This window comes from Lipingzhangella rawalii, from assembly GCF_031628175.1.
Taxonomy (GTDB): Bacteria; Actinomycetota; Actinomycetes; order Streptosporangiales; family Streptosporangiaceae; genus Lipingzhangella_A; species Lipingzhangella_A rawalii.
Window position 1 is genome coordinate 143,978 of the sequence record NZ_JAVLVT010000009.1, and the last position, 25,506, is coordinate 169,483.

At 67.5% G+C, this 25,506-nt stretch carries 27 protein-coding genes and 1 pseudogene; 15 read left to right on the top strand and 13 right to left on the bottom strand.

The window, feature by feature from the left end; all coding sequences use genetic code 11:
• Positions 1–2: 2 nt before the first annotated feature.
• From RIF23_RS17270 to RIF23_RS17280, 3 genes are all read left to right on the top strand, one after another.
• Positions 3–182: a DUF6104 family protein gene (locus RIF23_RS17270; RefSeq protein WP_310913598.1), complete on the top strand. Its 180-nt coding sequence runs from the start codon at positions 3–5 to the stop codon at positions 180–182.
• 147 nt (positions 183–329) lie between these two features.
• Entirely contained in the window at positions 330–1,190 is an 861-nt protein-coding gene (locus tag RIF23_RS17275; RefSeq protein WP_310913599.1) for a DUF4097 family beta strand repeat-containing protein, read from the top strand.
• The gene (locus RIF23_RS17280) at positions 1,187–2,167 is read left to right on the top strand and encodes a PadR family transcriptional regulator (protein ID WP_310913600.1); all 981 of its coding nucleotides are present in this window, start codon (positions 1,187–1,189) and stop codon (positions 2,165–2,167) included. The genes RIF23_RS17275 and RIF23_RS17280 overlap by 4 nt, the downstream gene beginning before the upstream one ends.
• Positions 2,168–2,309: 142 nt before the next feature.
• Here the strand turns inward: RIF23_RS17280 and RIF23_RS17285 are convergent, their stop codons facing one another.
• The gene (locus RIF23_RS17285; RefSeq protein WP_310913601.1) at positions 2,310–3,278 is read right to left on the bottom strand and encodes a zinc-binding dehydrogenase; all 969 of its coding nucleotides are present in this window, start codon (positions 3,276–3,278) and stop codon (positions 2,310–2,312) included.
• Between the two features lie 259 nt (positions 3,279–3,537).
• On the opposite strand from RIF23_RS17285, the gene RIF23_RS17290 reads away from it, so the two are divergent.
• Together RIF23_RS17290 and RIF23_RS17295 are read left to right on the top strand one after the other, a co-directional pair.
• Positions 3,538–4,443 (top strand): helix-turn-helix domain-containing protein, encoded by a 906-nt coding sequence (locus RIF23_RS17290; RefSeq protein WP_310913602.1) that lies wholly within the window; start codon positions 3,538–3,540, stop codon positions 4,441–4,443.
• Positions 4,440–4,646 (top strand): DUF397 domain-containing protein, encoded by a 207-nt coding sequence (locus RIF23_RS17295; RefSeq protein ID WP_310913603.1) that lies wholly within the window; start codon positions 4,440–4,442, stop codon positions 4,644–4,646. Before RIF23_RS17290 ends, RIF23_RS17295 begins: the two co-directional genes overlap by 4 nt.
• Positions 4,647–4,875: 229 nt before the next feature.
• On the opposite strand, the gene RIF23_RS17300 is transcribed toward RIF23_RS17295, so the two are convergent.
• Positions 4,876–6,057: an NAD(P)-dependent malic enzyme gene (locus RIF23_RS17300; RefSeq protein WP_407659497.1), complete on the bottom strand. Its 1,182-nt coding sequence runs from the start codon at positions 6,055–6,057 to the stop codon at positions 4,876–4,878.
• Positions 6,058–6,555: 498 nt separating this feature from the next.
• Here RIF23_RS17300 and RIF23_RS17305 point away from each other — a divergent pair, with 498 nt between their 5' ends.
• The 5 genes from RIF23_RS17305 (at position 6,556) to RIF23_RS17325 (ending at position 10,702) form a co-directional block, all read left to right on the top strand.
• Positions 6,556–7,473 carry an ABC transporter substrate-binding protein gene (locus tag RIF23_RS17305; protein ID WP_310913604.1) on the top strand — a complete coding sequence of 306 codons (918 nt, stop codon included), beginning with the start codon at positions 6,556–6,558 and terminating at the stop codon, positions 7,471–7,473.
• 111 nt (positions 7,474–7,584) lie between these two features.
• Complete coding sequence (locus RIF23_RS17310) at positions 7,585–8,514, top strand: amino acid ABC transporter permease (protein ID WP_310913656.1); 930 nt, start codon at positions 7,585–7,587, stop codon at positions 8,512–8,514.
• A gap of 22 nt (positions 8,515–8,536) precedes the next feature.
• Positions 8,537–9,346: an amino acid ABC transporter ATP-binding protein gene (locus RIF23_RS17315; protein ID WP_310913605.1), complete on the top strand. Its 810-nt coding sequence runs from the start codon at positions 8,537–8,539 to the stop codon at positions 9,344–9,346.
• Positions 9,347–9,488: 142 nt separating this feature from the next.
• Complete coding sequence (locus RIF23_RS17320) at positions 9,489–9,902, top strand: ATP-binding protein (RefSeq protein WP_310913606.1); 414 nt, start codon at positions 9,489–9,491, stop codon at positions 9,900–9,902.
• 68 nt (positions 9,903–9,970) lie between these two features.
• Positions 9,971–10,702 (top strand): RNA polymerase sigma factor SigF, encoded by a 732-nt coding sequence (locus tag RIF23_RS17325; RefSeq protein ID WP_310913657.1) that lies wholly within the window; start codon positions 9,971–9,973, stop codon positions 10,700–10,702.
• Positions 10,703–10,792: 90 nt separating this feature from the next.
• Here RIF23_RS17325 and RIF23_RS17330 read toward each other — a convergent pair whose 3' ends face one another.
• Positions 10,793–11,257 (bottom strand): hypothetical protein, encoded by a 465-nt coding sequence (locus RIF23_RS17330; RefSeq protein WP_310913607.1) that lies wholly within the window; start codon positions 11,255–11,257, stop codon positions 10,793–10,795.
• Positions 11,258–11,326: 69 nt separating this feature from the next.
• Here RIF23_RS17330 and RIF23_RS17335 point away from each other — a divergent pair, with 69 nt between their 5' ends.
• Together RIF23_RS17335 and RIF23_RS17340 are read left to right on the top strand one after the other, a co-directional pair.
• A complete protein-coding gene (locus tag RIF23_RS17335; RefSeq protein ID WP_310913658.1) occupies positions 11,327–12,262 on the top strand; it encodes a diacylglycerol/lipid kinase family protein in 936 nt (311 codons plus the stop codon).
• Between the two features lie 325 nt (positions 12,263–12,587).
• On the top strand, positions 12,588–12,839 hold the full coding sequence (locus RIF23_RS17340; RefSeq protein WP_310913608.1) for a WhiB family transcriptional regulator: 252 nt from the start codon (positions 12,588–12,590) through the stop codon (positions 12,837–12,839).
• 20 nt (positions 12,840–12,859) lie between these two features.
• On the opposite strand, the gene RIF23_RS17345 is transcribed toward RIF23_RS17340, so the two are convergent.
• The gene (locus RIF23_RS17345; RefSeq protein WP_310913609.1) at positions 12,860–14,446 is read right to left on the bottom strand and encodes a sensor histidine kinase; all 1,587 of its coding nucleotides are present in this window, start codon (positions 14,444–14,446) and stop codon (positions 12,860–12,862) included.
• Between the two features lie 244 nt (positions 14,447–14,690).
• Here RIF23_RS17345 and RIF23_RS17350 point away from each other — a divergent pair, with 244 nt between their 5' ends.
• Together RIF23_RS17350 and RIF23_RS17355 are read left to right on the top strand one after the other, a co-directional pair.
• On the top strand, positions 14,691–15,344 hold the full coding sequence (locus RIF23_RS17350; protein ID WP_407659502.1) for a GntR family transcriptional regulator: 654 nt from the start codon (positions 14,691–14,693) through the stop codon (positions 15,342–15,344).
• Between the two features lie 134 nt (positions 15,345–15,478).
• On the top strand, positions 15,479–17,140 hold the full coding sequence (locus tag RIF23_RS17355; RefSeq protein ID WP_310913610.1) for an acetolactate synthase: 1,662 nt from the start codon (positions 15,479–15,481) through the stop codon (positions 17,138–17,140).
• A gap of 192 nt (positions 17,141–17,332) precedes the next feature.
• Here RIF23_RS17355 and RIF23_RS17360 read toward each other — a convergent pair whose 3' ends face one another.
• From RIF23_RS17360 to RIF23_RS17390, 7 genes are all read right to left on the bottom strand, one after another.
• Complete coding sequence (locus RIF23_RS17360) at positions 17,333–17,674, bottom strand: thioesterase family protein (RefSeq protein ID WP_310913611.1); 342 nt, start codon at positions 17,672–17,674, stop codon at positions 17,333–17,335.
• 38 nt (positions 17,675–17,712) lie between these two features.
• Positions 17,713–17,925, bottom strand: a complete 213-nt coding sequence (locus RIF23_RS17365) for a biotin/lipoyl-binding carrier protein (protein WP_310913612.1) — start codon at positions 17,923–17,925, stop codon at positions 17,713–17,715.
• A 51-nt stretch (positions 17,926–17,976) separates the two neighbouring features.
• On the bottom strand, positions 17,977–19,272 hold the full coding sequence (locus RIF23_RS17370; protein WP_310913613.1) for an HD-GYP domain-containing protein: 1,296 nt from the start codon (positions 19,270–19,272) through the stop codon (positions 17,977–17,979).
• A complete protein-coding gene (locus RIF23_RS17375; protein ID WP_310913614.1) occupies positions 19,269–20,618 on the bottom strand; it encodes an HD-GYP domain-containing protein in 1,350 nt (449 codons plus the stop codon). Before RIF23_RS17375 ends, RIF23_RS17370 begins: the two co-directional genes overlap by 4 nt.
• Positions 20,619–21,095: 477 nt before the next feature.
• Positions 21,096–21,293, bottom strand: a complete 198-nt coding sequence (locus RIF23_RS17380) for a hypothetical protein (protein WP_310913615.1) — start codon at positions 21,291–21,293, stop codon at positions 21,096–21,098.
• A gap of 66 nt (positions 21,294–21,359) precedes the next feature.
• A complete protein-coding gene (rsrA, locus tag RIF23_RS17385) occupies positions 21,360–21,641 on the bottom strand; it encodes a mycothiol system anti-sigma-R factor (RefSeq protein ID WP_310913616.1) in 282 nt (93 codons plus the stop codon).
• The gene (locus RIF23_RS17390) at positions 21,638–22,261 is read right to left on the bottom strand and encodes a sigma-70 family RNA polymerase sigma factor (RefSeq protein ID WP_310913617.1); all 624 of its coding nucleotides are present in this window, start codon (positions 22,259–22,261) and stop codon (positions 21,638–21,640) included. The genes rsrA and RIF23_RS17390 overlap by 4 nt, the downstream gene beginning before the upstream one ends.
• A gap of 320 nt (positions 22,262–22,581) precedes the next feature.
• Here RIF23_RS17390 and RIF23_RS17395 point away from each other — a divergent pair.
• Positions 22,582–23,445, top strand: a pseudogene (locus RIF23_RS17395) (methyltransferase domain-containing protein); the annotation flags it as partial.
• 15 nt (positions 23,446–23,460) lie between these two features.
• Here RIF23_RS17395 and dapE read toward each other — a convergent pair.
• Positions 23,461–24,513 (bottom strand): succinyl-diaminopimelate desuccinylase, encoded by a 1,053-nt coding sequence (dapE, locus tag RIF23_RS17400; protein ID WP_310913618.1) that lies wholly within the window; start codon positions 24,511–24,513, stop codon positions 23,461–23,463.
• 10 nt (positions 24,514–24,523) lie between these two features.
• Positions 24,524–25,366, bottom strand: coding sequence for a 2,3,4,5-tetrahydropyridine-2,6-dicarboxylate N-succinyltransferase (locus tag RIF23_RS17405; protein WP_310913619.1), 843 nt, complete (start codon positions 25,364–25,366; stop codon positions 24,524–24,526).
• Between the last annotated feature and the right edge of the window lie 140 nt (positions 25,367–25,506).

The following is a 25,506-nucleotide window of genomic DNA, read 5'->3' on the forward strand; positions in this document are numbered from 1 at the left end:
CGATGTACCACACCGATCGTGGTATCGAGGAGCTCACCGACCGTCGCGGAGACGAGGAGGTGACCCTGGCCTGGGTTGCCGATCGGCTCCGGGACTTCACCGACCTCAATCCCGAGTTCGAGACGGCCATGGAACGGCTGGCCACCTGGCTGGCCCGTAACGACGACCCCGACGACGAGTAACGGCCATCCGGGTCGAGGCCCCTGTCCGCGCGCGGACAGGGGCCGTTGCATGGTCACGACCACTCCGACGTCAGACGCGACATATCTTGACTCTCGAGATTTGCGATATATCGTATGTCGCAGGAGCCGGAAACCGAAGGGATTGTGATGGCGCGCTGGACCATCGACCAACCAACGGTACGCACCCTCGACGGAATCGTCGCGCTACGCGTGCGCATCGTCGGCGGACACGTCAACATACTGCCCACTGACGACCCGGTGACCTTCGAGGTCTCCGACATCGTCGGCGAACCGATCCTGGCGACCCAGGAAGCCGGGATTCTGACCATCACGTACGAGGACCTGACCCGGGACGGCTTCATGGAACGCCTGCGCCCCTCCCGCCTGTCCGGGTATCGGCACGTGTCCCAACGTCGCGCCACCGTGAACCTCCGGATCCCCAAAGACTGCCCGGTCGAGGTCACCACCGCCTCCGCCTCGGTCGTCGCGGCCGGCCTCTCCGGAAAGACCACCCTGCGCAGCGCCTCGGGGGACCTCACCCTGGATGACGTGGGCGGGGAGATCGAGGTCAGCACCTTCTCCGGAGCCCTGGACGTTCGCGACGTCACGGGCAGCCTGCACTTCACCAGCGCCAACGGCGGGCTGGCCGTCGCGGGAGGTCAACTCTCGGACCTGTCCGCCAAGACCGGCGCCGGGCAGCTACTCGCCGACGTCGACGTCTCCGGGGCCGGCCGTGTCCGCCTGGCCACGGTCTCCGGTGACGTGGCCCTGCGCATCCCCGCGGAGACCTCCGCCAGTGTGGAGTTGCGCAGCGCGACCGGAACGCTGGACTCCGCCTTCGGTCTGGACCGACAGGACCAACGCGGCCTCAGCAAGCTCAGGGGCAAGGTGGGCAACGGAATCGATCCCGCGCACATCACGGGTACCACCGTGTCCGGAGCTCTGTCCCTGCTGCGCCGTGACCCCGAGGCGCCCGCCGCGATCCCCGAGGGGAGGAATGGACAGTGAGCACCATTTTCGGACACGGCCGTCTCCGCCTGTACCTACTCAAGCTGCTGGAGGAGAACCCCCGGCACGGCTACGAGATCATCAGCCTCCTGCGGGATCGCTTCCTGGGTGTGTACTCCCCGTCACCAGGCACGATCTATCCGCGCCTGGCTCGCCTCGAAGAGGAAGGGCTGGTCACACACGAAGAGGTGGACGGGCGCAAGGTCTACCGGTTGACGGAGGCCGGACGCGCCGAGCTGAACCGGCGGTCAGCGGACCTGGACGACCTGGAACGCGACCTCACCGACTCGGTCCGCGACATCGCTCGGGCGGTGCAGCGCGATGTACGGGACACGATCGGCACCCTGCGCGAGGAACTCAAATCCGTGGCGGGTGACGCACGGCGCCAGGAGCGCGACCGCACCCGCGACGCCGGAACCCACGACCCCCACCGTCCCCAGGAGGCCGGGGCGGGGGCGGACCGCGGCGCCGCCACCGGCCCCGACAGCGGCGACGACGCCGAGGACGTCTGGAGCCGTGCCAGCCGCGAGGGCAACGACGGGTCGGCCCACGACGACACGTGGTGGCACCGGGAGTGGGAACGTCTGCGTCACAGCTTCGTCTCCTGGGGGAACACCGACTCCCAGCAGGTTCGGGACCTGGAACGTACCCTGCGGGAGTTCACCAACCAGATTCGGGAGGCGGTGCGGGACGCGGGCCAGCTCAGTGGGACCGCGACCACCAACCTGCGCCAGATGCTGGACGAGACCATCGCGGTACTGCGACGCGACCTCGCACACTGGGGTCCGACATCCCCCGGAACCAGTACGGACGCCAGGGCCGGCACCGATTCCGAACCAGACCCTGGCTCTGCCGACGCCGGGGACGCGACCAGCACGGCGGCAGACACGGCCGCCACCCCCGACCCACAGGATCCGCCCGCGGAGGCGAAGGAGGATGGCCACGGCCGCAGCGATAGCGCGCAGCCCGGCACCTGACCGCCGTACGGGGACGGAGCCTGCTGGGCACCGCGCGGGGCGGTCGGTGCCCAGCAGGGCAGACCCTGACGATGCCAGTGCGGCTCGACGGCCCGCCCCGCACGCCCCGCGTTGCCCGGGCCGTCGAGCGGCCTGGGACACCTCAGACGGTGAAGACGACCTTGCCCATCAATTCGCCGCGTTCCATCGCAGCGAATCCGGCGCTGGCCTCGCTGAGCGGAAGCACCCGGTCGATTTCGGGCCGGATTCCGGCGCGGGTGCACATCCAGGCGAGATTCTCCAGCTGTTCCCGCCGACCCATCGTGCAGCCGACGATCGACAGTTGGAGGAAGAACACCCGACGCAACTCGGCCGACGGGGCATCGCCGCTGGTCGCACCGCAGGTGACGATGCGTCCCCCCTGACGCAGGGAACGCAGGGAATGTGCCCAGGTCGCCTGACCCACCGAATCGAAGACGACGTCGACCCGTTCCGGAAGTCGCTCCCCGGATTCGAGGACCTGGTACGCCCCCAGCTCCAGCGCGCGGGCACGCTTGTGCTCCTCCCGGCTCGTGGCGTACACACGGTAGCCCGCGGCGCCGCCCAACTGGATCAGGGCGCTTGCGACGCCTCCCCCGGCTCCCTGCACAAGCACCGGCGCTCCCGGCTGTGCCTGAGCCAGCTCGAACAGCATGCGGTACGCGGTGAGCCAGGCGGTCGGCAGGCACGCGGCCTCTTCGAAAGAGAGCCCTTCCGGCTTGGGAACCAGGTTCCGTCGGGGAACGGCGACCCGTTCGGCGAAGGTCCCGTCGTACACCTCGGACAGCAGTGACCGTTTCGGATCCAGGGTCTCGTCCTGACCCACCGTCTCGGACCCCGGAATCACCGAATGCACGATGACGGCATTGCCATCCTCGTCGACACCGGCGGCATCGCAGCCCAGCACCATAGGCAGCTGTTCGGAGCGCAGTCCCACCCCGCGCAGGCTCCACAGGTCATGTTGGTTCAGGGACGCGGCCCGAACCGTGACCGTGGTCCAGCCGTCGGGAACGGTCGGTTCGGGGCGGTCCGAAGCGGCGAGCCCGGCCAGTGGGTCCTCGGGATCGATTCCGGATGCAGTGATAGCGAACATGGCCCAGACTCTAACCATCGCCCGTGGCCTCGCTCACAGGGGGCTCACGGGCGGCCGCGCAGGGGGGCACACTGCGGGTACTACGCAGACCGGCGAAACCCGGCACGGGCACCCCTGGAGTGACATTGCGCCATATCCGTGCCGTTCCTGAACAGCGCATTGCCGCTTCGGGTTGACACGAGATAACTTCGGGACAACTTTCGCCACCCTAGTCTCGGTAGCGCGCCCCAGCCTCTCCCCCTCAGTCAAGGAGGCTCACGTGAGTGCGGGTTACAACCCGACCGTCCGGCGACGCCGTCTCGGAGTGGAACTCCGACGACTCCGGGAAGCCGCAGCCCTGACCGGTGAGGAGGCTGCGGCACGGATGCGCTGGTCCGGAAGCAAACTGTCTCGGATCGAACGTGGCCAGGTCGCCTCCAACTCCGATGACGTTCGGGATCTCCTGGACCTGTACGGGGTCACGGACGAGACCCTGCGGGAGAGCCTGGTCACACTGGCCCGCGAGTCCCGCCGTCGCGGTTGGTGGCACGTGTACGGCGACGTGCTGCCCGAACACTTCGAGGTTTACCTCGGTCTCGAACCAGAAGCCAGCACCCTCCGCTTCTACCAGGCCCAGATCGTGCCCGGTCTACTCCAGACGGAGTCCTACGCACGGGAACTGATGCAGGCTCACCCACTGCCGGTCGACCCCGACGAGGTCAGCCGGCGCGCCGAACTCCGGATCCGCAGACAGGAACTCCTCGCCCGGGAACACCCGCCACAGGTCTGGGTGGTCCTCGACGAAGCGGTTGTCCAGCGCACCCCATGCACGGGGACCGTCCTGGCTGACCAACTGCACCACCTCATCGAGATGAGTCGAAAGCCGCACATCACGCTCCAGCTTCTCCCCTTCAGCTGCGGCGTGCACTCCGGCCTGAACGGTTCCTTCGACATCCTCGAGTTCACCGAGTCGGATATCCACGCACCGAAGCTCGTTCACCTGGAGAATCTGACCAGCAGCCTCTACATAGAACGGGCGCACGAAGTGCGGCACTACACGGTGGCCTTCGAACACCTGCGTACGGCCGCATTGCACCCCGTGGCAACACGGGAGTTCCTGGCCGGGGTGGAACAACGCATCCGGCCAGCGCACGGAGGAGAAAACAGGGAAGGGGGCGCGGGATGACCGCGTATCAGAGCACATCGCAGGACCTGCCGTGGCGGACCAGTTCCTACAGCAGCACCGGAGGGGGACAGTGCGTCGAGGTGGCACCCACCGCAACGGCGGTCGCGGTACGGGATTCTCGACGTCCGCAGGACGTCGTCCTCCAGTTCTCGAACACGGAATGGTCCGACTTCCTCTCGGGTGTCGTGCACGGGGACGTGTGACCCGGTGACGTGTAGCTGAGCCGAGAGGCCCCGACAGCACGGTGCACTCACCCGGGCCGTGGCCCGGGTGAGTGCCGTGGTGCCAACGCGATGGCAGTGGGGCGGAAACGCAGCGGCAGACTCCGCCGCACCCGGCTGCGGCCCCGGCAGTGCCGGCAGTGCCGGCCCGACAACCGGAACCGGGCGTGTCCGTCCCCGGCTCGTCCCCCCGGTATTTGGGGCAACCCGACTATCCGCGGGCCACACCCTCCGCGCGGGCCTGGACGCGCACGGCCTCGGCGATCGCCGGGACAACGCGGGTGTCGAACGCGCTGGGGATGATGTAGTCCGCGGCGAGATCCTCGCCCACCAGTCCGGCGAGGGCATCGGCCGCGGCCAGTTTCATGCCCTCGGTGATGTCACTGGCGCGCACATCCAACGCGCCCCGGAAGATACCGGGGAAGGCCAGCACGTTGTTGATCTGGTTGGGGAAGTCACTGCGGCCGGTGGCCACCACACTCGCGTAGGTCTGGGCGATGTCCGGGTGCACCTCCGGGTTGGGGTTGGCCATGGCGCAGATGATGGCCTGGGGTGCCATCGTGGCCACAACCTCCTCCGGAACCTCACCCGAGGACAGTCCGATGAAGACGTCCGCCCCGTTCAGGGCTCCCTCGATGGATCCGCGCAGCCCAGCCCGGTTGCTGTCGGCCGCGATCGCCGCCTTCTCGGGGGTGAGCCCCTCCCGTCCCGCGTAGATGAGCCCCTTGCTGTCGGCGACCGCGAGGTCCCCGATCCCGGCGTTGAGCAGGATCCGGGAGACGGCCAGCCCCGAGGCCCCGGCTCCGGAGACGACGGCGCGCAGGTCGCCGAGGCTGCGACCCGTGAACCGGGCCGCGTTCTGGAGAGCGGCGAGGACGACGATGGCGGTGCCGTGCTGATCGTCGTGGAACACCGGAATCTCCAACCGATCCCGCAGTCGCCGTTCGATCTCGAAGCAGCGTGGGGCGGCGATGTCCTCCAGGTTGATCCCGCCGAAACTGGGCGCCATCCGCGCCACGGTCTCCACGAACTCGTCCACGTCGCTACAGGTGAGTGCCACCGGAACCGAGTCGAGCCCACCGAACTCCCGGAAAAGCAGAGACTTGCCCTCCATCACCGGCAGGGACGCCTCCGGGCCGATGTTGCCCAAGCCCAGAACCGCGGTGCCGTCCGTGACGACGGCGACGACGTTGTTCTTCCAGGTGTAGTCATTGACCAGCTCCCCCTCCTCAGCGATGGCGCTGCACACCCGGGCGACGCCGGGAGTGTAGGCCAGCGCCAGGTCGGCGTGGCTGGTCACCTCAACGGCGGAACGCACCTCGAGCTTTCCGCCCTCGTGCAGGGTGAACGCGGGATCGGAGTTACGGTTTGTCTGCTCAGCTTGCGTAGTCACGCGAATTCCCGTCGACGCTAGGGTCCCCGTCCGAACTCGGACGAAGACGACTTCTCGTGCGTCCGGTGGCTCCCGGAACCGGATCGCGCTGTCACGCGGGGGTCGGTTCCTCTCATGCCGGCCACACGCCTCGGACGCAGCGCGTGCGGAGCGTGCTCGTGGTTGTGCCCACTCCGCCGTCTCGGGAAGGGTGACCCGTGGTGGTCCCACACCCGGACGGCTCCCTCGGCTCTGGCCATGGCCGCGGCCAGTGAGGGTCGGCTCCGCGGTTCTTCGGTGAAACTCGGCGCTGCTGATCACTTCGGGGGTTGGCCCGTTATCCAATCATCTCACAAAGGTAACCGAGGCAACACTCCGGATCGGTCACGATAAGGACGAGTCCGGGATACCCCACGCCTGCGGCCGGCCCGTGGTGGGGCGGCGCACCGTGGAACCACGCACTACGATGCAGACCCCAGCGAGACACGCACAATGATGCAGAACGACGAGGAGGCCGACATGGCAGGCAGTCCCACTCGCCGCTCCCATCGCCGCACCACGGTGATAGGAGCGACCGCACTGGCATCGATGCTGGTGGCGGCCGGGTGTGGCAACGGTGAGGACGCCGAGGAACCTGAGGCTCCCGAAGTCGAGGCCGACGAGGAGCTTGCCGCGATGGTTCCCGACGAGTTCCGCGAGGCCGAGGAGTTCGTGGTCGGGGTGAACGCCGAATATCCCCCGGGGGAGTTCCTGGACGACGACCAGGAGACGATCGTCGGATTCAACGTGGACCTGTTCGATGCGGTGGCGGACAAGCTCGATCTGGACGTGCGGTGGGAAAACGCTCCCTTCGACAACATCATCATCGGTGTGGACTCCGGTGAGTACGACGCGGGCGTCTCCTCCTTCACCATCAACGAGGACCGCCTCGAACAGGTGAACATGGTGAGCTACTTCACCGTGGGCACCCAGTGGTTCACCCGCTCCGGGAACCCGGACGACGTCGACCCCGACAACGCCTGCGGGCTGAACATCGCCGTGGAGACCGCCACCGTCCAGGTAGAGGACCTCGAGGCCCGCAGCGAGGAGTGTGTGGAGGCCGGCGAGGAGGAGATCTCCATCGAGGAGTTCCCCAGCCAGGAGAACGCCAACGAGACCGTGGTCTCCGGAGTGAACCACGCGGGCCTGGCGGACATGCCCGTGGTGGCCTACGCCGTGGAGCTGACCGACGGCCAGTTGGAAACCCTCGGTGAGCAGTACGAGGCGGCGCCGTATGGGGCCGTGGTCCACGAGGACCAGGACGAGCTCGCCGAGGCCATCCGTGCCGGCTACGAGGCCATCATCGAGGACGGCGTCTACGACGAGGTTCTCGACGAGTGGGACGTCACTGAGGGAGCAATCACAGAGCCGCAGGTCAATCCCGACCTCGACGAGTAGGTAGGGTCCTCGGACGTGACATCCTCCTCCGCGGACAACGCCGGCGGCGTACACGCCGCCGGCAACCAGCCACCCAGAACGGACTCCGGTGGTGCCGACAGTGCCGGCGGCATCACCGACGCTGGCGGCACTGTCGGCACCGCCGACGGGCCACCTCCCGAGGAGATCCGGGCCATCCCGGTCCGACACCCCGGCCGCTGGCTCGCTGCCCTGGTCTGCATGGTCCTGGCCGCGCAGTTCGTACACATGTTGCTGACGAATCCCGCATTCCAGTGGGACTTCATGTTCGACAACATGTTCACCGAACCCGTGCTCATCGGGGTCCGCACCACCCTCCTGCTGACGGTGCTCGCGATGCTCATCGGCATCGTGCTGGGGATCCTGGCCGCCGTGATGCGCCTGTCCGGAAACCCGGTACTGGCAACACTGGCCTGGCTGTACACCTGGGTGTTCCGTGCGGTACCCCGGCTGGTACTCGCGGTCCTGTTCGGCAATATCGCGATCCTGTACGGAACCATCGAGTTCGGCATCCCGTTCGACCACTACTGGATGCCGCTCCTCGGCCTGGAGGGCGAGGCCCGGATCTTCGGAATCGAGACCCGCACCTACCTCCGCGGGTTCACGGCGGGGCTGCTGGCCCTGGCCCTGTCCGAGGGGGCCTACATGGCGGAGATCGTTCGGGCTGGGCTCCAGTCCGTGGACCGGGGACAGACCGAGGCCGCCCAGGCTCTGGGCCTGCGCCGGTCGACGATCCTGCGCCGGATCACCCTGCCACAGGCGCTACGGGTCATCATTCCGCCGACCGGAAACGAGACCGTGGCCATGCTCAAGGACACCGCGCTCGTGGCCTACGTGCCCGTGACGACGGAGCTGTTCTTCCAGCTGAACAACATCGGTGCACGTACCTTCAACCTGTTTCCGATGTTGGTGGCGGCCTGCCTGTGGTATCTCGCCATCACGAGCCTGTTCATGATTGGCCAGTACTTCCTCGAACGTTCGTTCCACCAGGGGGAACGCGGCACCACAGTTCCTACCAACTAGAAGCACGAGGCACCTACCAGCAATGCCAGTAGCGCACGGGCATCCCGAAGCCACCCCCAGCTCCGAAAACATGGTTGTGGCCGAACGCGTGTACAAGCGCTTCGGTCGACTCCCGGTCCTCCAGGGAATCGACCTGCGGGTGCGCCGGGGCGAGGTCATGTGTGTCATGGGCCCCTCCGGTTCGGGAAAGTCCACGTTCCTGCGCTGTGTGAACCATCTGGAGAAGATCAATGCCGGCCGGCTGTGGGTCGACGGTCAGTTGATGGGCTACCGCCAGAAAGGCGGAAAGCTGTACGAGCTCCACGACCGTGAGGTGGCGGCACAGCGGCGCAACATCGGGATGGTGTTCCAGAACTTCAATCTGTTCCCGCACATGTCGGTGTTGGGCAATGTGGTGGAGGCGCCACTCCAGGCCCGAGGTCGGCGGGGCGGCACCCGCTCCCAGATTCAGCAGCACGCCCTGGAGCTCTTGGATCGGGTCGGACTCGCCAACAAGGCGCGGGCCTACCCGCGCCAGCTCTCGGGCGGGCAACAGCAGCGCGTCGCCATCGCCCGGGCCTTGGCAATGAACCCCGCACTGATGCTGTTCGACGAGCCGACCAGTGCCCTCGACCCGGAACTGGTCGGGGACGTCCTCGATGTGATGCGGGATCTGGCCAGCGAGGGCATGACGATGATCGTGGTCACGCACGAGGTCGGCTTCGCCCGCGAGGTCGCGGACAGCTTCGTCTTCATGGACGAGGGTGTGGTGGTCGAGTCCGGGGCGCCCCGCGAGGTCCTGGGAAACCCGCAGCACGAACGCACCCGCAGCTTCCTCTCCAAGGTGCTCTAGAGACGGACCGGTCCCGTGTGCGGCGGCACCACGCAGGTCACCGGCCTCGACGCATACACGCCTTCCTCGACGTCCCCGCAACTGGGGTCAAACAAGATAGATTGCTCCCAAGCGACGAACTCGCTTCCAGTAGAGGAGGGACGTGACTGAGGAAATCGCTGTGCCCACCGGGGTACGGGATGCGGTGACCGTCCGGATGCCGGCCGACAGTGCTTACCTGTCCGTCCTCCGTACGGCTACCGCCGGGCTCGCGGCGCGCCTGGACTTCACACTCGACGAGATCGAGGATCTGCGGATCGGGGTGGACGAGGCCTGCGCGATGCTCCTGGCGCAGGCGCTGCCCGGAACGGATCTGACTACCGAGTTCGAGCTGACCGGGGACGGGATGCGCGTAGCGGTCTCGGTTCTCACGGCCGATGGGCGGCTTCCCGCACAGGACACCTTCGCGTGGACCGTGTTGTCCGCGCTCGCCGGCGATGTGGACACACACACGGGCGTGGATGACCGGGTGGTCATCGTCCTCCATAAGCGCCGCGGCTCTACGGAGTCGGTATGAGCGAGAGGGGGCTCACGCTGACCGCGAAGGCGACGCATGGCGTTCCTGACCGGGCCCGCGCGCGGGAGCTGTTCGAACGGCTGGGCGAGTTGGATGAGGACGCGCCCGAACGTCAGCAGATCCGCGACGAGTTGGTGGAGCTACACCTGCCACTCGTGGAATATCTGGCGCGGCGCTTCCGCAATCGGGGGGAGTGGCTCGACGATCTCACTCAGGTGGCCACGATCGGGCTGATCAAGTCGATCGATCGGTTCGATCTGGACCGAGGGGTCGAGTTCTCCACCTACGCAACCCCCACTATCGTCGGTGAGATCAAGCGACACTTCCGCGACAAGGGATGGGCGGTCCGGGTTCCACGACGGCTCCAGGAACTCAAACTGTCTCTGACGAAAGCCGTGAGTGACCTGTCCCAACGGGAGGGTCGCGCGCCCACGGTGCACGAACTCGCCGACCATCTCAACATGTCGGAGGAGGACGTCCTCGAGGGGCTGGAGTCCGCGAACGCCTACTCGACCGTGTCCCTGGACGCCCCCGACTCCGGGGATGATGACGCCCCGGCCGTCGCGGACTCGCTGGGGATCGTGGACGACTCGCTGGAGGGAGTGGAGTACCGGGAGTCGCTGAAACCCCTCCTGGAGGGGCTGCCGCCCCGAGAGAAGCGCATCCTGCTACTGCGCTTCTTCGGGAACATGACCCAGTCGCAGATCGCCGCCGAACTGGGGATCTCCCAGATGCACGTCTCGCGGCTGCTGGCACGAACCCTGGCACAGCTCCGCCAGGCTCTCACCACCGAGGAATAGGGCGGGCCTGGACCGCACACCGTCGCAGCGGGCCGGAACGAGGCAGCTGGGTCCTGGCTCGCCGGGCCAGGTACAGCGGCTCCGGACGGGTCAGTCTCCGGAGCGAGGGCCTCGAGGTGGCGACGACCGGGGCCGCGACCCGTCCGCAGATCCCTCCTCGGCGGTGCTGCCGCCATGTTCTTCCGGGAACAGCGCCGTGGTCGTGGCGGGGGCCAGTACGCAGCCCAGGGTGACGGCCGAGAGCAGCCCCAACGCGGCGCCGAGTGTGTAGGGCTCCGCGGTCAGTTGGTACCAGGCGATTCCGAGCGCGAACAGCTGGGTGAGAACCACCGGTGTGCGCGCCCAGTTCCGGCGGGTGAACAATCCCCAAGCTGCCAGGCAGAGCACAACACCAGTGCCGACGGCGAAGAGGGCCACCCCGAACGCGGCCATGAGATCCTCGGCGTGTCCCAGGGTGGTGAGGACCAGCCAGAACAGGCCCGCCCCCGCGAGTGCGACTCCGTAGAGGGCCTCCACAGCGGCGGCGAATACGAGTGTGAGCGGACGGCGAAACACCACACCAGGCACTCTACCCGCCCGCGGCGCTCGGTGACCGGCCACGATCCGGTTGCGTACACTGCCGGTGTGCGCGGACTCTTCATCGTCAACCCACGGGCCACCTCGACGACAACGCGGGCGCGAGACGTCATCGTGCGTGCGTTCGCCAGCGAACTGGAGCTGCGCGTTACCCACACCGCGCACCGCGGGCACGCCACCGAGCTGGCCCGAGCGGCAAGCCAGGCCGGCGACGACGTCGTCGTGTGCCTGGGTGGGGACGGCACCGTCAACGAGGCCGCAAACGGGATCCTGGAGACTCCCGCGGGTCAGCGTCCGCTCCTGGCCGCGCTTCCGGGGGGCAGCGCCAATGTCTTCGTTCGCTCCCTCGGGCTACCCGCCGATCCGATCGAAGCCAGCGGCGCGATCCTGGAGTCCCTGCGTCGGAATTCCCCCCGCACCATCGGCGTGGGTCGGCTGGACGACGGGATCACTCTGCGTCATTTCCTGTTCTGCGCCGGCCTGGGTTGGGATGCCAGCGTGATTCGGGCCGTGGAGAAACAACGCCGTTCTGGCGCCCGGGCCTCACCCGCACGGTACGCGGCCGCCGCGGTGCGCGTATTCCTCGCCGAGCGGACACTGCGCGCACCCGCGGTGAGCCTGGAGATTCCCGGCCATCCCCCGCTTGAGAATCTGCAACTGGCCCTGGTGACGAATACCACGCCCTGGACCTACGCAGGCGCCGTTCCGATCCAGCCGACACCGCGGGCGCGGTTCGACCTCGGCTTGGACGCATTCGCGACGACGCGGCTGGACCCGGCGACGGCTCTGTGGCTGGTCGGCCAGATGGTCCGCCCGAGCGGCCTGTCCGATCGAGGTCGCGGCTATGTGAGCTGGCACGATGAGGCGGAAATCACCCTGCGTGCCACCCCCGGGCACCCCCTCCAGATCGACGGAGAGTATCTCGGGGAACGGCAATACGCACATTTCACCGCGATTCCAAATGCATTACAAATCGTGGAGTAACTGCGAATGCACGCTTTTGCTCAAATCCCACTGTGATGCATCCTACAGTCAAGAAAGTTCGGATCCAAGATTGACCTCTTGCGTACCCAGATCATTCCTGAGAGGGTCGCAAGTGTTACCGCAAGCTACGGGCACGTTAACCGCGGCGCGAACGAGCTGGCGAGACTGCGCTTGTGCGGCTTAGGCGCGTTGAGGCCGCAGTGCCGCGAGGATCCCGAGACAGCGGCGCATGTGGGGACCACAGGGTAGTGGCCCCGAGCATGCGCCGAAACTCGTGAATCACTTCACAAACGAACGTCGGACCACACAGTCAGGAGTGGAACGCATGGACTGGCGCTACCACGCCGCCTGCCGTGACGAGGACCCCGAGCTCTTCTTCCCCATCGGCAATTCCGGGCCGGCGCTCACCCAGATCGAAGAGGCCCGGCAGGTGTGCCGTCGCTGCCCGGTAGCGACGGCCTGCTTGGAGTGGGCCCTGGAGTCGGGGCAGGACAGCGGAGTGTGGGGAGGCACCAGCGAGGAGGAGCGGCGCATGTTGCGGCGGCGCCGCGTCCGTAGGCAGCCTTCCGCGGTCTGAACGTTCTCGCACGCGTGGCTTCACTCGGTGGTGGGGGCCTGTCGCAGAATGGGCACCTCCATGCGCACGCTGGTTCCGCCTTCGGAAGGCCGGGTGAACTCGAGCTCCCCTCCGAGTTCACCCACGATCAGAGTACGCACGATCTGTAGCCCCAGACTGCTCGTGCTTCCGGCATCGAAGTCGGCAGGAACCCCGCCACCATCGTCACTGACCTCGAGGAGAAGCCGGCCCTCGGTGTCCTGGTCCTTCCCCGGCTGGGGGTCGACCCGGCGGGCCCGCACCCGGATCCTGCCCTGCCCTTGGTTGAGTCCGTGCTCGACCGCGTTCTGGACGAGTTCGGCCAGCACCATGGACAGTGGTGTCGCGACGATCGCGGGCAGCATTCCGAACTCGCCCTCACGCCGTGGCTGGACCGGTGTCTCGGTCACCGAAACCTCGGCGGCCATCTGGATCACCCGGTCGGCCACGTCGTCGAAGTCGACCACTTCGTCCGGAGTGTGGGACAGCGTCTCGTGCACGATCGCAATCGACCCCACCCGCCGCACGGCCTCGTCCAGGGCCTCCCGGCCCTCCTCCCCTTCCATGCGGCGCGACTGCAAGCGCAGGAGCGCAGCAACCGTCTGTAGGTTGTTCTTGACCCGATGATGAATCTCGCGAATGGTGGCATCCTTGGTCATCAGCTCCCGCTCGCGGCGGCGCAGCTCGGTGACGTCACGCACCATGACCAGGGCGCCGACACGTCGTCCCCCGATGACCAGGGGAATCGACCGCAACTGGACCACGGAGCCGCGGGCCTCCACCTCGGCTTCCCGCGGCACCCGCCCGCTCACCGTCCAGCTGAGCGACTCGTCTCGGGCATCGGACGCCGACGCCAGGGCCAGCGTTGTCCGGACGAGCTCCGTCCCCACCAGATCGGCGGTCAGGCCGAGCCTGCGGTAGGCCGAGAGCGCGTTCGGACTCGCGTAGACCACCCGCCCGTCCTGGTCGAGCCGCAGCAGCCCGTCACCGACCCGGGGCGAGCGCACCATCAGTGGCCCCTGGTCACTGAACGGAAACTCTCCTTCGGCGATCATCTGGGCCAGATCGCTCGCGCTCTGCAAGTAGGTGAGCTCGAGCCGGCTGGGTGTTCGGGCCGAACTCAAATTTGTGCTGCGTTGAATCACCGCGATCAGGGCCCCGGAGCGGCGGACCGGAATCATTTCCTCGCGTACGGGAACTCCACCGGTCCAGTCGGGATCGCCCTCCCGGCAGATCCGACCACCGAACCAGGCACGGTCCAGCAGGGCATGACGAGCCGAGGGGCCGGAATCCGCTGCCGAACCCCCCGAAGACGTGGCGTCGGGGGCGGGCGAGCTGGAATCGGTGGCCGCTGGACTCCGCAACACGGTCTCCACCAGATCGTCGTGGTAGGCGGTGGGGCCGGTGGTGGGACGCATCTGCGCGACCCCCACCCAGCCGCTGTCATCCCGCAGGCGAACCCAAAGCACCAGGTCCGCGAACGACAGATCGGCCAGCAGTTGCCAGTCCGACACCAGGGCGTGCAGCCACTCCAGGTCGGCAGTACGCAGGGCCGTGTAGCGCCGAATCAGGTCACTCAGGTGAGGCACTCCAGAATCCTCCCACGCCGCCAGGCATACTCATGGGACCAGCCTCGTTCCGGTTGCGGTTAACGTCGACAAGATGGGTGCCGTGAACGGGGACCCCGGGATCCCACACGGGAGCCGGATGACAGGACCAGGCGGGCAGTGGCGGAGGACAGACAACGTGGCGGGTCAGCGGTCGGCTGAGGACAGCCCCCGAATTCCCAAGTACTACCAGGTCAAACGACAGCTCCTGGAGCTTATCGACAGCATGACCGCGGGGAACCCGGTTCCTCCGGAACGTGCCCTGGCACAGCGGTTCGGCACCTCACGAACAACGGTACGTCAGGCGCTGACCGAGATGGTGGTGGAAGGGCGCCTACTGCGAATCCAGGGCAAAGGAACCTTCGTGGCCAAGCCCAAGGTCGCCCAGTTCCTCCAGCTGGCCAGCTATACCCAGCAGATGCGGCTGCACGGACTCCATCCGGCCACACGCATCCTGGATGTCAGCTACATCAACGCCGACGAGCGGCTCGCCGAACTGCTGTCGATCCGACCGGGCGGGCGGGTGCTGCGGATCGAACGGTTGCGCATGGCGAACGGCGAACCCATGGCGGTGGAGACCGCACACCTCGCGGCCCGCCGCTTTCCCGGGCTACGTCGCCAGCTGGACCGTTACTCCTCGCTGTACGAGGCCCTCGCCGCTGCGTATGACGTCCGACTCGCCGAGGCTGAGGCGACGATCGAGACGGTTCTGGCGACCCCGACCGAAGCCCAGATACTTGGCGTGGATGTTGGCCTGCCCCTAGTCCTGCACTGTCAGCACAGTTTCGACTCCGCAGGAGCACCAGTGGAGTGGGTTCGGGCACTCTATCGCGGTGACCGTTACCGCTTCGTCACCCGGCTGCGGCCGCCCAAGGAATAGGAACAGGCCGGATTGCCGTGCGACCCGGCCCGGTTGACACTGCCCGGGTTCGCGGCCGCCTTGTGCCTGGTGATCTGGCTCACTAGACTTCCTGGAGTTACTTACCAGTAGGTAGTGAATCGGAGCCGACACCTATGACCGAACCCGCGAGTCCTTCTCCCGTGTCGGGCCACGGTGGAACACACGCCGTCGCCGCCGCCCGTCGGCACGGCGTGGAAACAATGTTCACCCTCTCCGGGGGACATGTCTTCCCGGTGTACGACGGCGCGGTGGAAGCGGATCCACAGCTGCGGCTACTGGACGTGCGACATGAACAGACGGCGGTGTTCGGCGCGGAGGCCATGGGTAAACTCACCGGCCACGCCGGCTGGGCCGTGCTCACCGCTGGCCCCGGGGTCACCAACGGCGTCAGTGCCCTCGCCAACGCGTACCAGGGTGGCGCCCCCCTCGTGCTCCTGGGCGGCCGGGCTCCGGAATCCCGGTGGGGTCAGGGACTCCTCCAGGAGCTGGACCATCCGCCACTCGTCGCCCCGATCACCAAGAGCGCGACCACCGCACGCACCACTGCGGACATCGCGGCCACCGTGGAAACGGCCTTCGCCACCGCCAACGCCGCCCATCGGGGCCCCACCTTCGTCGATGTCCCTCTCGACGCGCTCTACGACCAGGCGGAGGCCACCCCGGCCAGTCCCGCCCCCGACACCGACCGATCCGCCGACCCCACAGACGTCGCCACCGTCGCACGCCTACTCAGTGCGGCGCGTCGCCCGGTGTTCGTGTTCGGCTCCGACGTCTGGCTCGACGGTGCGGCCAGCACCGCGCGGGAAGTCGCTGAGGAGCTCGGTGTACCAGTGGTGACCAACGGCCAGGGGCGCGGGGTCCTGCCCGGATCCCACCCCCTCCTGGCCACCCGCGCCCGTGGGATGGCGCTCGGCCAGGCCGACCTGGTGATCGTGGTCGGAACTCCGCTGGACTTCCGACTCAACCACGGACTGTTCGGTGGAACGGACGGCGCGCCACTCGCCCGCGTCGTCCACATCACCGACGCCCCCGACCAGATCGCCACCCACCTCGACCTGGCCGGGTCCGCCTCCGGACGCCTCGAGGAGGTACTACGGGAACTCGGAAACACGGCCAAACCGGGGGCCGAGCTCGCCGAGTGGCGCGAACTGCTGCGGAGCGCCGGCGCGGAGGCTATGGAACGCGACGCGGCCCTGCTCACCGCGGAGACCACACCGATCCATCCAGCGCGGATCTACGGGGAACTTCGCTCCGTCCTCGACTCCGACGCGGTGGTCATCGGCGACGGCGGCGACTTCGTCTCCTACGCCGGCAAGTACCTCGAACCCGACCTGCCGGGACACTGGCTCGACCCGGGCCCCTACGGATGCCTGGGCACCGGAATGGGCTACGCCATGGCGGCCCGACTCACCCATCCCAGCTCCCAGGTGGTCGTACTGATGGGGGACGGCGCCGCCGGCTTCTCGCTGATGGACGTGGACACCCTCATCCGGCATCGCCTGCCCGTCGTGATGGTGTGCGGAAACAACGACGCCTGGGGGTTGGAAAAGCACCCGATGCGCGCCCTCTACGGCTATGACGTCGTCGCCGACCTCGCCCCACAGACCAGGTACGACCAGGTCGTCACCGCCCTCGGCGGCGGTGGCGAGCTTGTCACCCGCCCCGAGGAGATCGGTCCGGCACTCAATCGGGCCTTCGCGGCGGGAATTCCCTATCTGGTCAATATCGCCACCGACCCGGAGAACGCATACCCTCGCAAGACCATGGGCGTCTAGGTCAGCCACGGCCGGCGACCTCCCGGGGGATACAACCCGAGCCCCCCGGGGGGCCGGTCGCCGGCCCACGGTCGCCGGTCGGGTGACGGGGCAACCGTTCCGGTCGGAGCCAGCGCGAGCAATGCCGCATTCTGGTGTCTGGGACTCTTCCCCGGGGCTGTGTGCCGGCGGGCGTGAAATGTGCTCCCGGACTCAGGCGCCCTCGAAGCGCTGCCGCGACACCACCGCCCGCTGCACGGTTCCGTGGGCCACCCGGCTTCCGTCCTGGGACAGCTCCACGGTGAAGGTGAGATGCCGTCCCGACACCTCGGTCAGCTCCGCGGTCGCCACGACGCGTGCACCCACCGGGCTGGGAGCCGTATGCGCCAGGGCCACATCGGTTCCCACCGAGGTGCGTTCCTCCGGAAGCCGTTCGGACACGGCGGCCACCGTGGCGGCCTCGACCAACGACAGCACCCGCGGTGTTCCCAGGACCAGGACATCCCCGCTCCCCAGCGCCCGCGCGGTGTCCGCATGGGTGACATCAGCCGTCACGGTGCCCACCAACCCGACGGGCAACTCTGTCCCGGCGCTCACTCGACTACCGCCAACAGTTCGCCTTCCTGCACCACATCTCCCTCGGCCACACGGATGCTGCGCACAATGCCCGGATCCTCGGTCAACACCGGGATCTCCATCTTCATCGACTCCAGAATGAGCACCGGCTCCCCCGCCCGCAGGGTCGCCCCGGAGCTCGCGGTGACCTTCCAGACGTTGGCCACCAGCTCCGCCCGAATTTCGGCCACCGCACAACCCCTCTCGACACGTGTACCGCAGCACCGTGAGGTTACCAGCAGCTATAGTCGCTCCTGCTCCCGCAGCCGCGCCAGCGCCGCCACGACACGGGGGTCGTACTCACTTCCAGAGTCCATGCGAATCCGGTCGACCACGGCATCCACCCGGGACGCGTCCGGTTCCTGGCCCAACAGGTCGTCGAAGGCGTTGGCAACCTTGATGATACGGCTGCCGAGCGGTGGCGGCCCATCCCCCACGCCCTCCGGGGGCTCGCACTGGCGCCGCACCAGCTCCGCAACAGCGTCGAGGACCCCGGTCTCCCGGATCACGGCCGAACCCAGTTCCGCGATGCGTCGTTGCTCACCGGGGGGCGCGAACACCGTCGCCCCCTGCGGCACCGGATCCCGGAGCGACAACTGCCCGATGTCGTGCATGAGGGAGGCGTACTCCAGCTCCAGGAGCTGCCCCTCCCGCAAGCCGAGTTCCCGCCCCAGACTGCGGGCGAGCTGGCTCACCCGGCGGGAATGTCCGTGATCGACGTACCCCCCGACCTCGGTGACCCGGGACAGGGCGCGCACGGTCTGGAGGTAGGTGCGACGGATCTCGGCGAACCGGCGAAAGGCGACCTGGGTGACGAGGAGCGGAATCAGGAACACGAGCACCGCCGTGACCCCCATGACGCTACTCGCCAACGCGATGAGGATGCCCGAGCTGCCGATGGCCACCCCGATGACGCTATGCGCGGTCCACTCGTCGGCCAGCGCGGCACCGTACCGTGTACGCAGCCGTTGGGCCCGCACCCAGGCCGCGCCCATGAAATCCAGCGTCCACGTGATGACCAGGAGGACGGCCATAGCGGTCAGCGTCAACCACCAGTTGGGAGGATCGACACCGAGATACGGCACCAGCGGCCGGAAGAGCACCGCCAACAGGGCCACAAGCAGCAACCGGCGTGCGAGGTCCACGTATCGGGGCTGGCGGGAGATCGCGATATAGGGCAGTTCCCCCAGAACAAGCCCCAGCGTGGTTACCGCTATGACCTGGGGAACGCTGTGCTCGGCCGCCTGGCCACCCACCACGGTCAGGAAGGTGTAGCCGATTCCCCCAGCGGTCGCGATCGGCGCGATCTCCCGATTGCCCGGCAGCGTGATCCGGGACAGTTCCCCACAGGCGATGACCACCCCGAACACCAAGGCGATCAGCGGCTGCTGGAAACCCGTACGCAGTGTCCACAGCAGGGCTGCCGCAGCAATGATCGTCGCGCCACCCACCACCAGCCAGGTGGCGGGGCCGCTGCGGCTGAGCCCGCATTCCCGTCCCGAACGCCGTGGCCGCGGAGTGATGTCGGCGCCCCTCATGCATCACGCTCCCCCACGATCGGTAAACCGGGATCGTCGTGGTCCTGCTGCGTGGTCTCGGCGGTCTCGAAGACGTCGCTGGTGGAGGGCTCCACCGGATCCGACGTTGACCACCCCTCCCGCTGCACGGCGGTGATGAGCGCCTCCACCATCCGGGGATCGAACTGGGTGCCGGCGTGCCGCCGCAGCTCGGCGATGGCCTCCTCCACACTCCGGGCACGACGATACGCCCGGGTCGACGTGATGCAGTCGAAGACGTCCGCCGTCGAGATGATGCGCGCGGACTCCGGAATGTCGGTGCCGGCCAGTCCCATCGGATATCCGCGACCGTCCATGCGTTCGTGATGGTGCAGGATTCCGTCCAGGGTCTCGTCCAGAAAACCGATCTCACGCACGATCTCGTATCCGCGCATGGGATGCAGCTGGATCGCCGCGAACTCCTCCTCGGTCAAGGGGCCCGCCTTCTGGAGCACCTTGGTTGGAACCCCCAACTTGCCGATATCGTGCAGCATCCCCGCGTACCCGATGCTCTGGGTCCGCTCGGCGCTCATCCCCAGCTCCTGCGCGATCATGCGGGCGGCACGCGCCACCCGCATGCAGTGGCCCCGGGTGTAGTAGTCCTTGGTCTCCACCGCCTGGGCCAGGGTAGCCAGTGTGGCGTCGTGGGCCTGCTGCTCGGCCACATACTGTTGGAAGCCCCAACGTGCAATGAACAGTGGCAACAGGACGAGTACCACGGCGAAGGCTCCGACCACCCCCCAGATCGCGGCGATGAACAGCCCCACCATCCCGTACCCGAAGGATGACAGTTCCAGCCGGGCTAGTGGGCGCCAGCGAACCGCCCGAGGCGAGGGGCCAACCGCACCGAGACACCACATCAGCCCGGCCAGCAGCAGTGCGTTCACCAGCGTGTGGCTGACCACCGCGAGCGCGAACGGAACCAGGATGTACGGGAAGCTCTCCGTCCCCGGAACCCCGGTCTGTCCCCCCGTTGCCAGGAACACGTGTCCCGCGGCATAACCGGCCAGGGCGAACTGCGCCGCGTTGAACACCCGTTTGACGAGTTGTTGTCGCCGGATGTGCGCACCGGCACACATCCCCACGATCGCGGCACCGACGGGACCGACGAGGACAACCGCTGCCAACGAGACCGAGGAACTGGGCGAAATCCCAACCCTTCCCCCGTCCACCATGGTGCTGATGGACTCCGCCAACACGAACAGTACGGCCAACAGCACCAGAACGGCCACGTCGATTTCGGCGTGCGGCCCCGCCGCAATGGCCCCGAGCGCCACCACAGCCACCGAGGCAATGTACAACCGCGCGGACACCGGAAGCTCAGACATTCCATGATCCCCCCGAGGATTGGAGCTCCGATGACCTAACGTTCCGAACTCACCACCACGACCACCCTGTTCCGTGCCCCGCGCATGCCGTCGCCACCGGTTCCGTTGCCCTACCCCATAGTGCAAACACAGAATCCGCCCCCTCTCCACACCGCGCTGCCACTCCCCCAGACACGGCGTGCGAATTGCCACTTACGGTCGATATGGCAGCCAGTTTAACTGCACTCCTCATGCTGCTCATTGCTGCAATCCAAAACGTGGTGCCCCCACATCGGACATCTGGGACATGAGGTTCGATCGAACTAATTCCGAAGGTAATTCGGAGCCAACGACGACTACTCTCCGCAGTCAGTCCAGAGCAATACAAAATTCTCGAACGCCAGATTATCGGGGCATAGCAGATCGACAAATACAACAGAAAGCGCGTTAATGAACACGCTGCGTAGTTGATTACGATCTGATAGCAGACCGGTGCAGTCACTGGAGATTCTGGAACGGCCCGGGCGTGTCACGGCGTGTCACCAGGAACCGAAGCCCAGCCCGGATCCAGCTATCGCCCTGCTCCTGCTCCTGGGTGCCACGACCGGACCGGACGAAGGCCCGGACCACAACGACTCCGGCGATGGACACCAGAACCGTACGGTCCGGCCACGCCCCGTCCCGGTAGCCGCTCAAGCGCGGCCACCGCACAGACATGCGGCGAGACGCGGCGGGACCTAACGTGCCTCGGGACTGGCTCGGTCAGGTGCTGCGCTCGCGCTGGTTGGCGTCATCCCGGGCCTGAGCGAGCCGGTTCATCACCTTGGCCCGCAGGTCCGCGGGCACAGGATCGTGCCCACAGTGTTTCGCCACCAGACGCTTCACCGCCTCCTCCAGCCCGTACTCGCGCAGGCAGGGGGCACACTCGTCCAGATGGGCGCGAATCTCGGTGCAGCTGATCTCCGCCAGTTCCCCGTCCAGGTAGGCATAGACCTGTTCCAGCACCGTGCTGCACGGCGTGTCATGTGGATCGGTACAGTTCATGACACGGCTCCTCGCTGATGCGACGAATCCCGAGAGGCGCCACCGGCCCCCACGCCCCGGTCCCGCGCGTAGGACTCCAGCATCGTGCGAAGCTGGCGCCGCCCGCGATGCAGCCGCGACATGACGGTGCCGATTGGCGTGTCCATGATCTCAGCGACCTCCTTGTACGCGAAGCCCTCGACATCCGCGAGGTACACCGCGATCCGAAAGTCCTGTGGCAGTTCCTGAAGAGCGCGCTTGACATCGGTGTCGGGGAGGTGTTCCAGGGCCTCCGCCTCGGCCGACTTCAGCCCACTCGAGGAGTGCGAGGCTGCCTGGGCGAGCTGCCAGTCCTCAACCTCCTCGGTCCCCGCCTGACGTGGCTCCCGCTGCTTCTTCCGGTAGGAGTTGATGAAGGTGTTCGTCAGGATGCGGTACAACCACGCCTTGAGGTTCGTCCCCGGTGTGTACTGGTGGAACGACGCGTAGGCTTTAGCGAACGTCTCTTGGACCAGGTCCTCGGCATCTGCGGGGTTGCGGGTCATCCGCAGTGCCGCCGAGTACATCTGGTCCAGAAAGGGCAGCGCGTCGCGCTCGAACCGCGCCCCCTGCTCGTCGACTGTCTCCTGGCCTTGACTCAAGCCCTCCGGCCTCCTTGTAGTGGTACCCCTTCGGGCAACCGTAGCCTCACCATATGTCGGCCGAGACACGACACGCACGCCAGGGCTGCGTGCGTCCTGCCCAGGGCATTCCTCCAGGACACCGGACGTACCGTGCGTCATCAGGTTCCCACCAATCCGCCGATGAATCGAACGCGGTGTTGCAGGGCAACAACGAGGACAGCGTCCGGATTCCCGGATTGGACGGCCAGGACGAATCCGTCTCCGAGATCCGGCCCAACGCGTGGGTGAAGCATGGGATAGTGCGGGTAAAACCCTGTTGGAGAGGTGTGGGGAGAGGAGTGAGCGTGCGTTCGTCCGCCCAGCCCAGGACAGATGCGGTCAGATCCCTGGACGGCTCAGACGTGGAGCTGCCCGAACAGCGCTCTCCGGCCGCCCACTTTTCCGCCATGGACTCGCTATCGGCGTACTGGCAGTTCTACTGGACTGTTGCCGGAGTCCAACTGACCCGCTGGCTACCCACCACCCCCGGACGCATCCTGGACCTCTCCGGACCGGACTTCCGTGGCACCCCCCGGGCCATTGCGGCCGGCCACGATGTGGTGCGGCTGCTGGGCAGTAGCGGAGTCGCCCCCGGGGCGGAACGTCCCGAGCTCCGGCTGGTCAACGGGCAAACCCCCGTCGCCCCCGACGCTCCCTCCGGACGCACGGCCTCCATCCGCTGCGACGAGACCTTCCTGCCGGCACTGGTCGATGGCTCCTTCGACGGTGTCGTCGCAGACAATCGGATCCTGTCCCAACACCTGGTGACCGAGGCCCTGTTGGCAGAGATCGCCCGGGTACTGCGCCCCGGTGGACGCACCCTGGTGTGCGTCGACTCCGTGGTCCTCGGTATGGCGCTCCTGGCAGAACAGGACTGCTGGCCGGAACTGAGCCACGCCCCGGACGCCGACGTGTTGTTGGTCCCCTGGCCCGATGGCACCATCACACGCTGTTTCACAGTGGAGCAGTTGACGGAGGTGTTGGAGGAGGCCGGCCTCGAGCTCGAATGGGCACTCCCCCGAACCGTGCTGTCGGCCTCGACGGTGGAGACGATGGTCCATGCGGACCGCTCCGCCCTCCCCCGCCTGGTGGAGATGGAACTACAGGCGGCCGAAGGCGGCGATCACGTCGGTGTGCACCTCCTGGCCAGTGCCGTGAAACCGGCCCCCCGCTGCTGTTCAGCCGAGCCAGGCCAGCATGCGGCGCTCCGCCTCGGCGACGGCCGCCAGCGACACGTGCTCATGCTGGGTGTGGGCCAGGGTGGGCTCACCCGGCCCGTAATTCACGGCCGGCACCCCGATCTCGGACATGCGGGCCACATCGGTCCAGCCGAGCTTCGCCCGCGGCTGCTCCCCGATAGCCGCGACGAACGCCTCCGCCGCCGGATGGGTCAACCCGGGCCGTGCCGGCGGTGCCGCGTCGGTCACCGCGACGTCGAACCCGGTGAACACCTCCCGTAGGTGCTCCTCCGCCTCGGCGAGACTGCGATCCGGCGCGAACCGGTAGTTGACTGTGACCACGCACTCGTCCGGGATCACATTGCCAGCGACACCGCCGGAGACCCACACCGCGTTGAGCCCCTCCTGGAACCGCAGCCCCTCGACCTCGGGCTGGCGGGGCTCATAGGCGTTGAGCACGTCCAGAATCGCGCCGGCCCCGTGGATGGCGTTCTGGCCCATCCAACTGCGGGCACTGTGGGCACGGGCGCCGCGCGCGGTCACCGTGACCCGCATCGTGCCCTGGCAGCCGCCCTCGATCACCCCGCCGGTGGGCTCCAGGAGTACCGCGAAGTCCCCGGCCAGCCAGTCCCTCCGGGTGCGCGCGAGCCGCAGCAGCCCGTTGCTCTCGGCGTCGATCTCCTCACAGTCGTAAAACACGAATGTGAGGTCATGGATGGGCTCGGTGAGGAGCGCGGCCAGGCGCAGCTGCACGGCCACCCCGGCCTTCATGTCGGAGGTGCCGCAGCCGTAGAGGGTGTCCCCCTCCACCCGGGAGGGCAGGTTGTTGGCCACCGGAACCGTATCGATGTGCCCGGCCAGCACCACCCTGCGCTCCCGGCCCAGATCGGTGCGGGCCACCACCGCGTCCCCGTCGCGATCCACGGTCAGGTGGTCGCAGCGCCGCAACGCCTGCTCGATGGCATCGGCCAGCGCCCGCTCGCTGCCGCTGACCGACTCCGTGTCCACGATGTGGGCGGTGAGCGCGCCAACATCGGTGGTGAGATCCAGCATGTGGCTCCCGTCAGGCGTTGACACCGTGCTCGCGGAGCATGTCGTTGAGTGCCAGCTTGTCGTGCTCGGCACCCTCCTCGATCCGCTTGAGCACCAGCAGGCACGGCATTCCGAAGTCGCCACCGGGGAAGCTCTTCACCCGATTCGCGGTGACACACACCGACCAGGCCGGGGCCTCACCCTGCGGCAGCTCCTCGCCGGTCTCGGCGTCGAACACGCGGGTGGACGAGGTGAGGATGGTGCCGGCGCCCAGCTTGGCGCCGCGGCGCACCCGGGCACCCTCCACGACCATGCTGCGCGAGCCGAGAAAGGCGTCATCCTCGACGACAACCGGGGACGCCTGCGGCGGCTCCAGAACCCCACCGATCCCGGCACCGCCGGAGACGTGCACGTTCTCGCCGACCTGGGCACAGGAACCGACCGTGGCCCACGTGTCGATCATGGTTCCGGAGCCGACATAGGCACCGAAATTGGTGAAGGAGGGCATCAACACCACGCCGGGGGCGAGGTAGGAGCCCCAACGGGCAATGGCTCCGGGCACCACCCGCACCCCGTCGAAGCGGCGCTTCAGCGGGATCCGGTCGTGGGTGTAGGCGTCGCCCATGCTGGACTCCTGCATCTCCAGCACGCGGAAGCTCAGCAGGATGGAACGCTTGGCGCGCTCGTCAACAACCACCGGCTGGCCGGGGGCCTCGGTGTCCACGAAGGCGACCCGGGCCTTTCCGGAGTCCAGGTCGTCGACGGCTTGAACGATGGTCGCCCGCGCGTCGGTGTCGGACGGGGTGATCTCCTGGCGCCGCTCCCACAGCTCGTCAATGGCGGGCGGCAGTGGACTGGTGAACGTCGTGGTCATGGGCATGCAGCTTAGTGGCTCCGCGGGTGGGTACTCGAACCGCGGCTGCGGGCTAGACCGCGTGGGTGCGCACCCCGCGTGGTCACGCCACCAGCCGCGCGCCCGAAAGGCCCCGGATCACGCGGACTAGGGACGGTTTC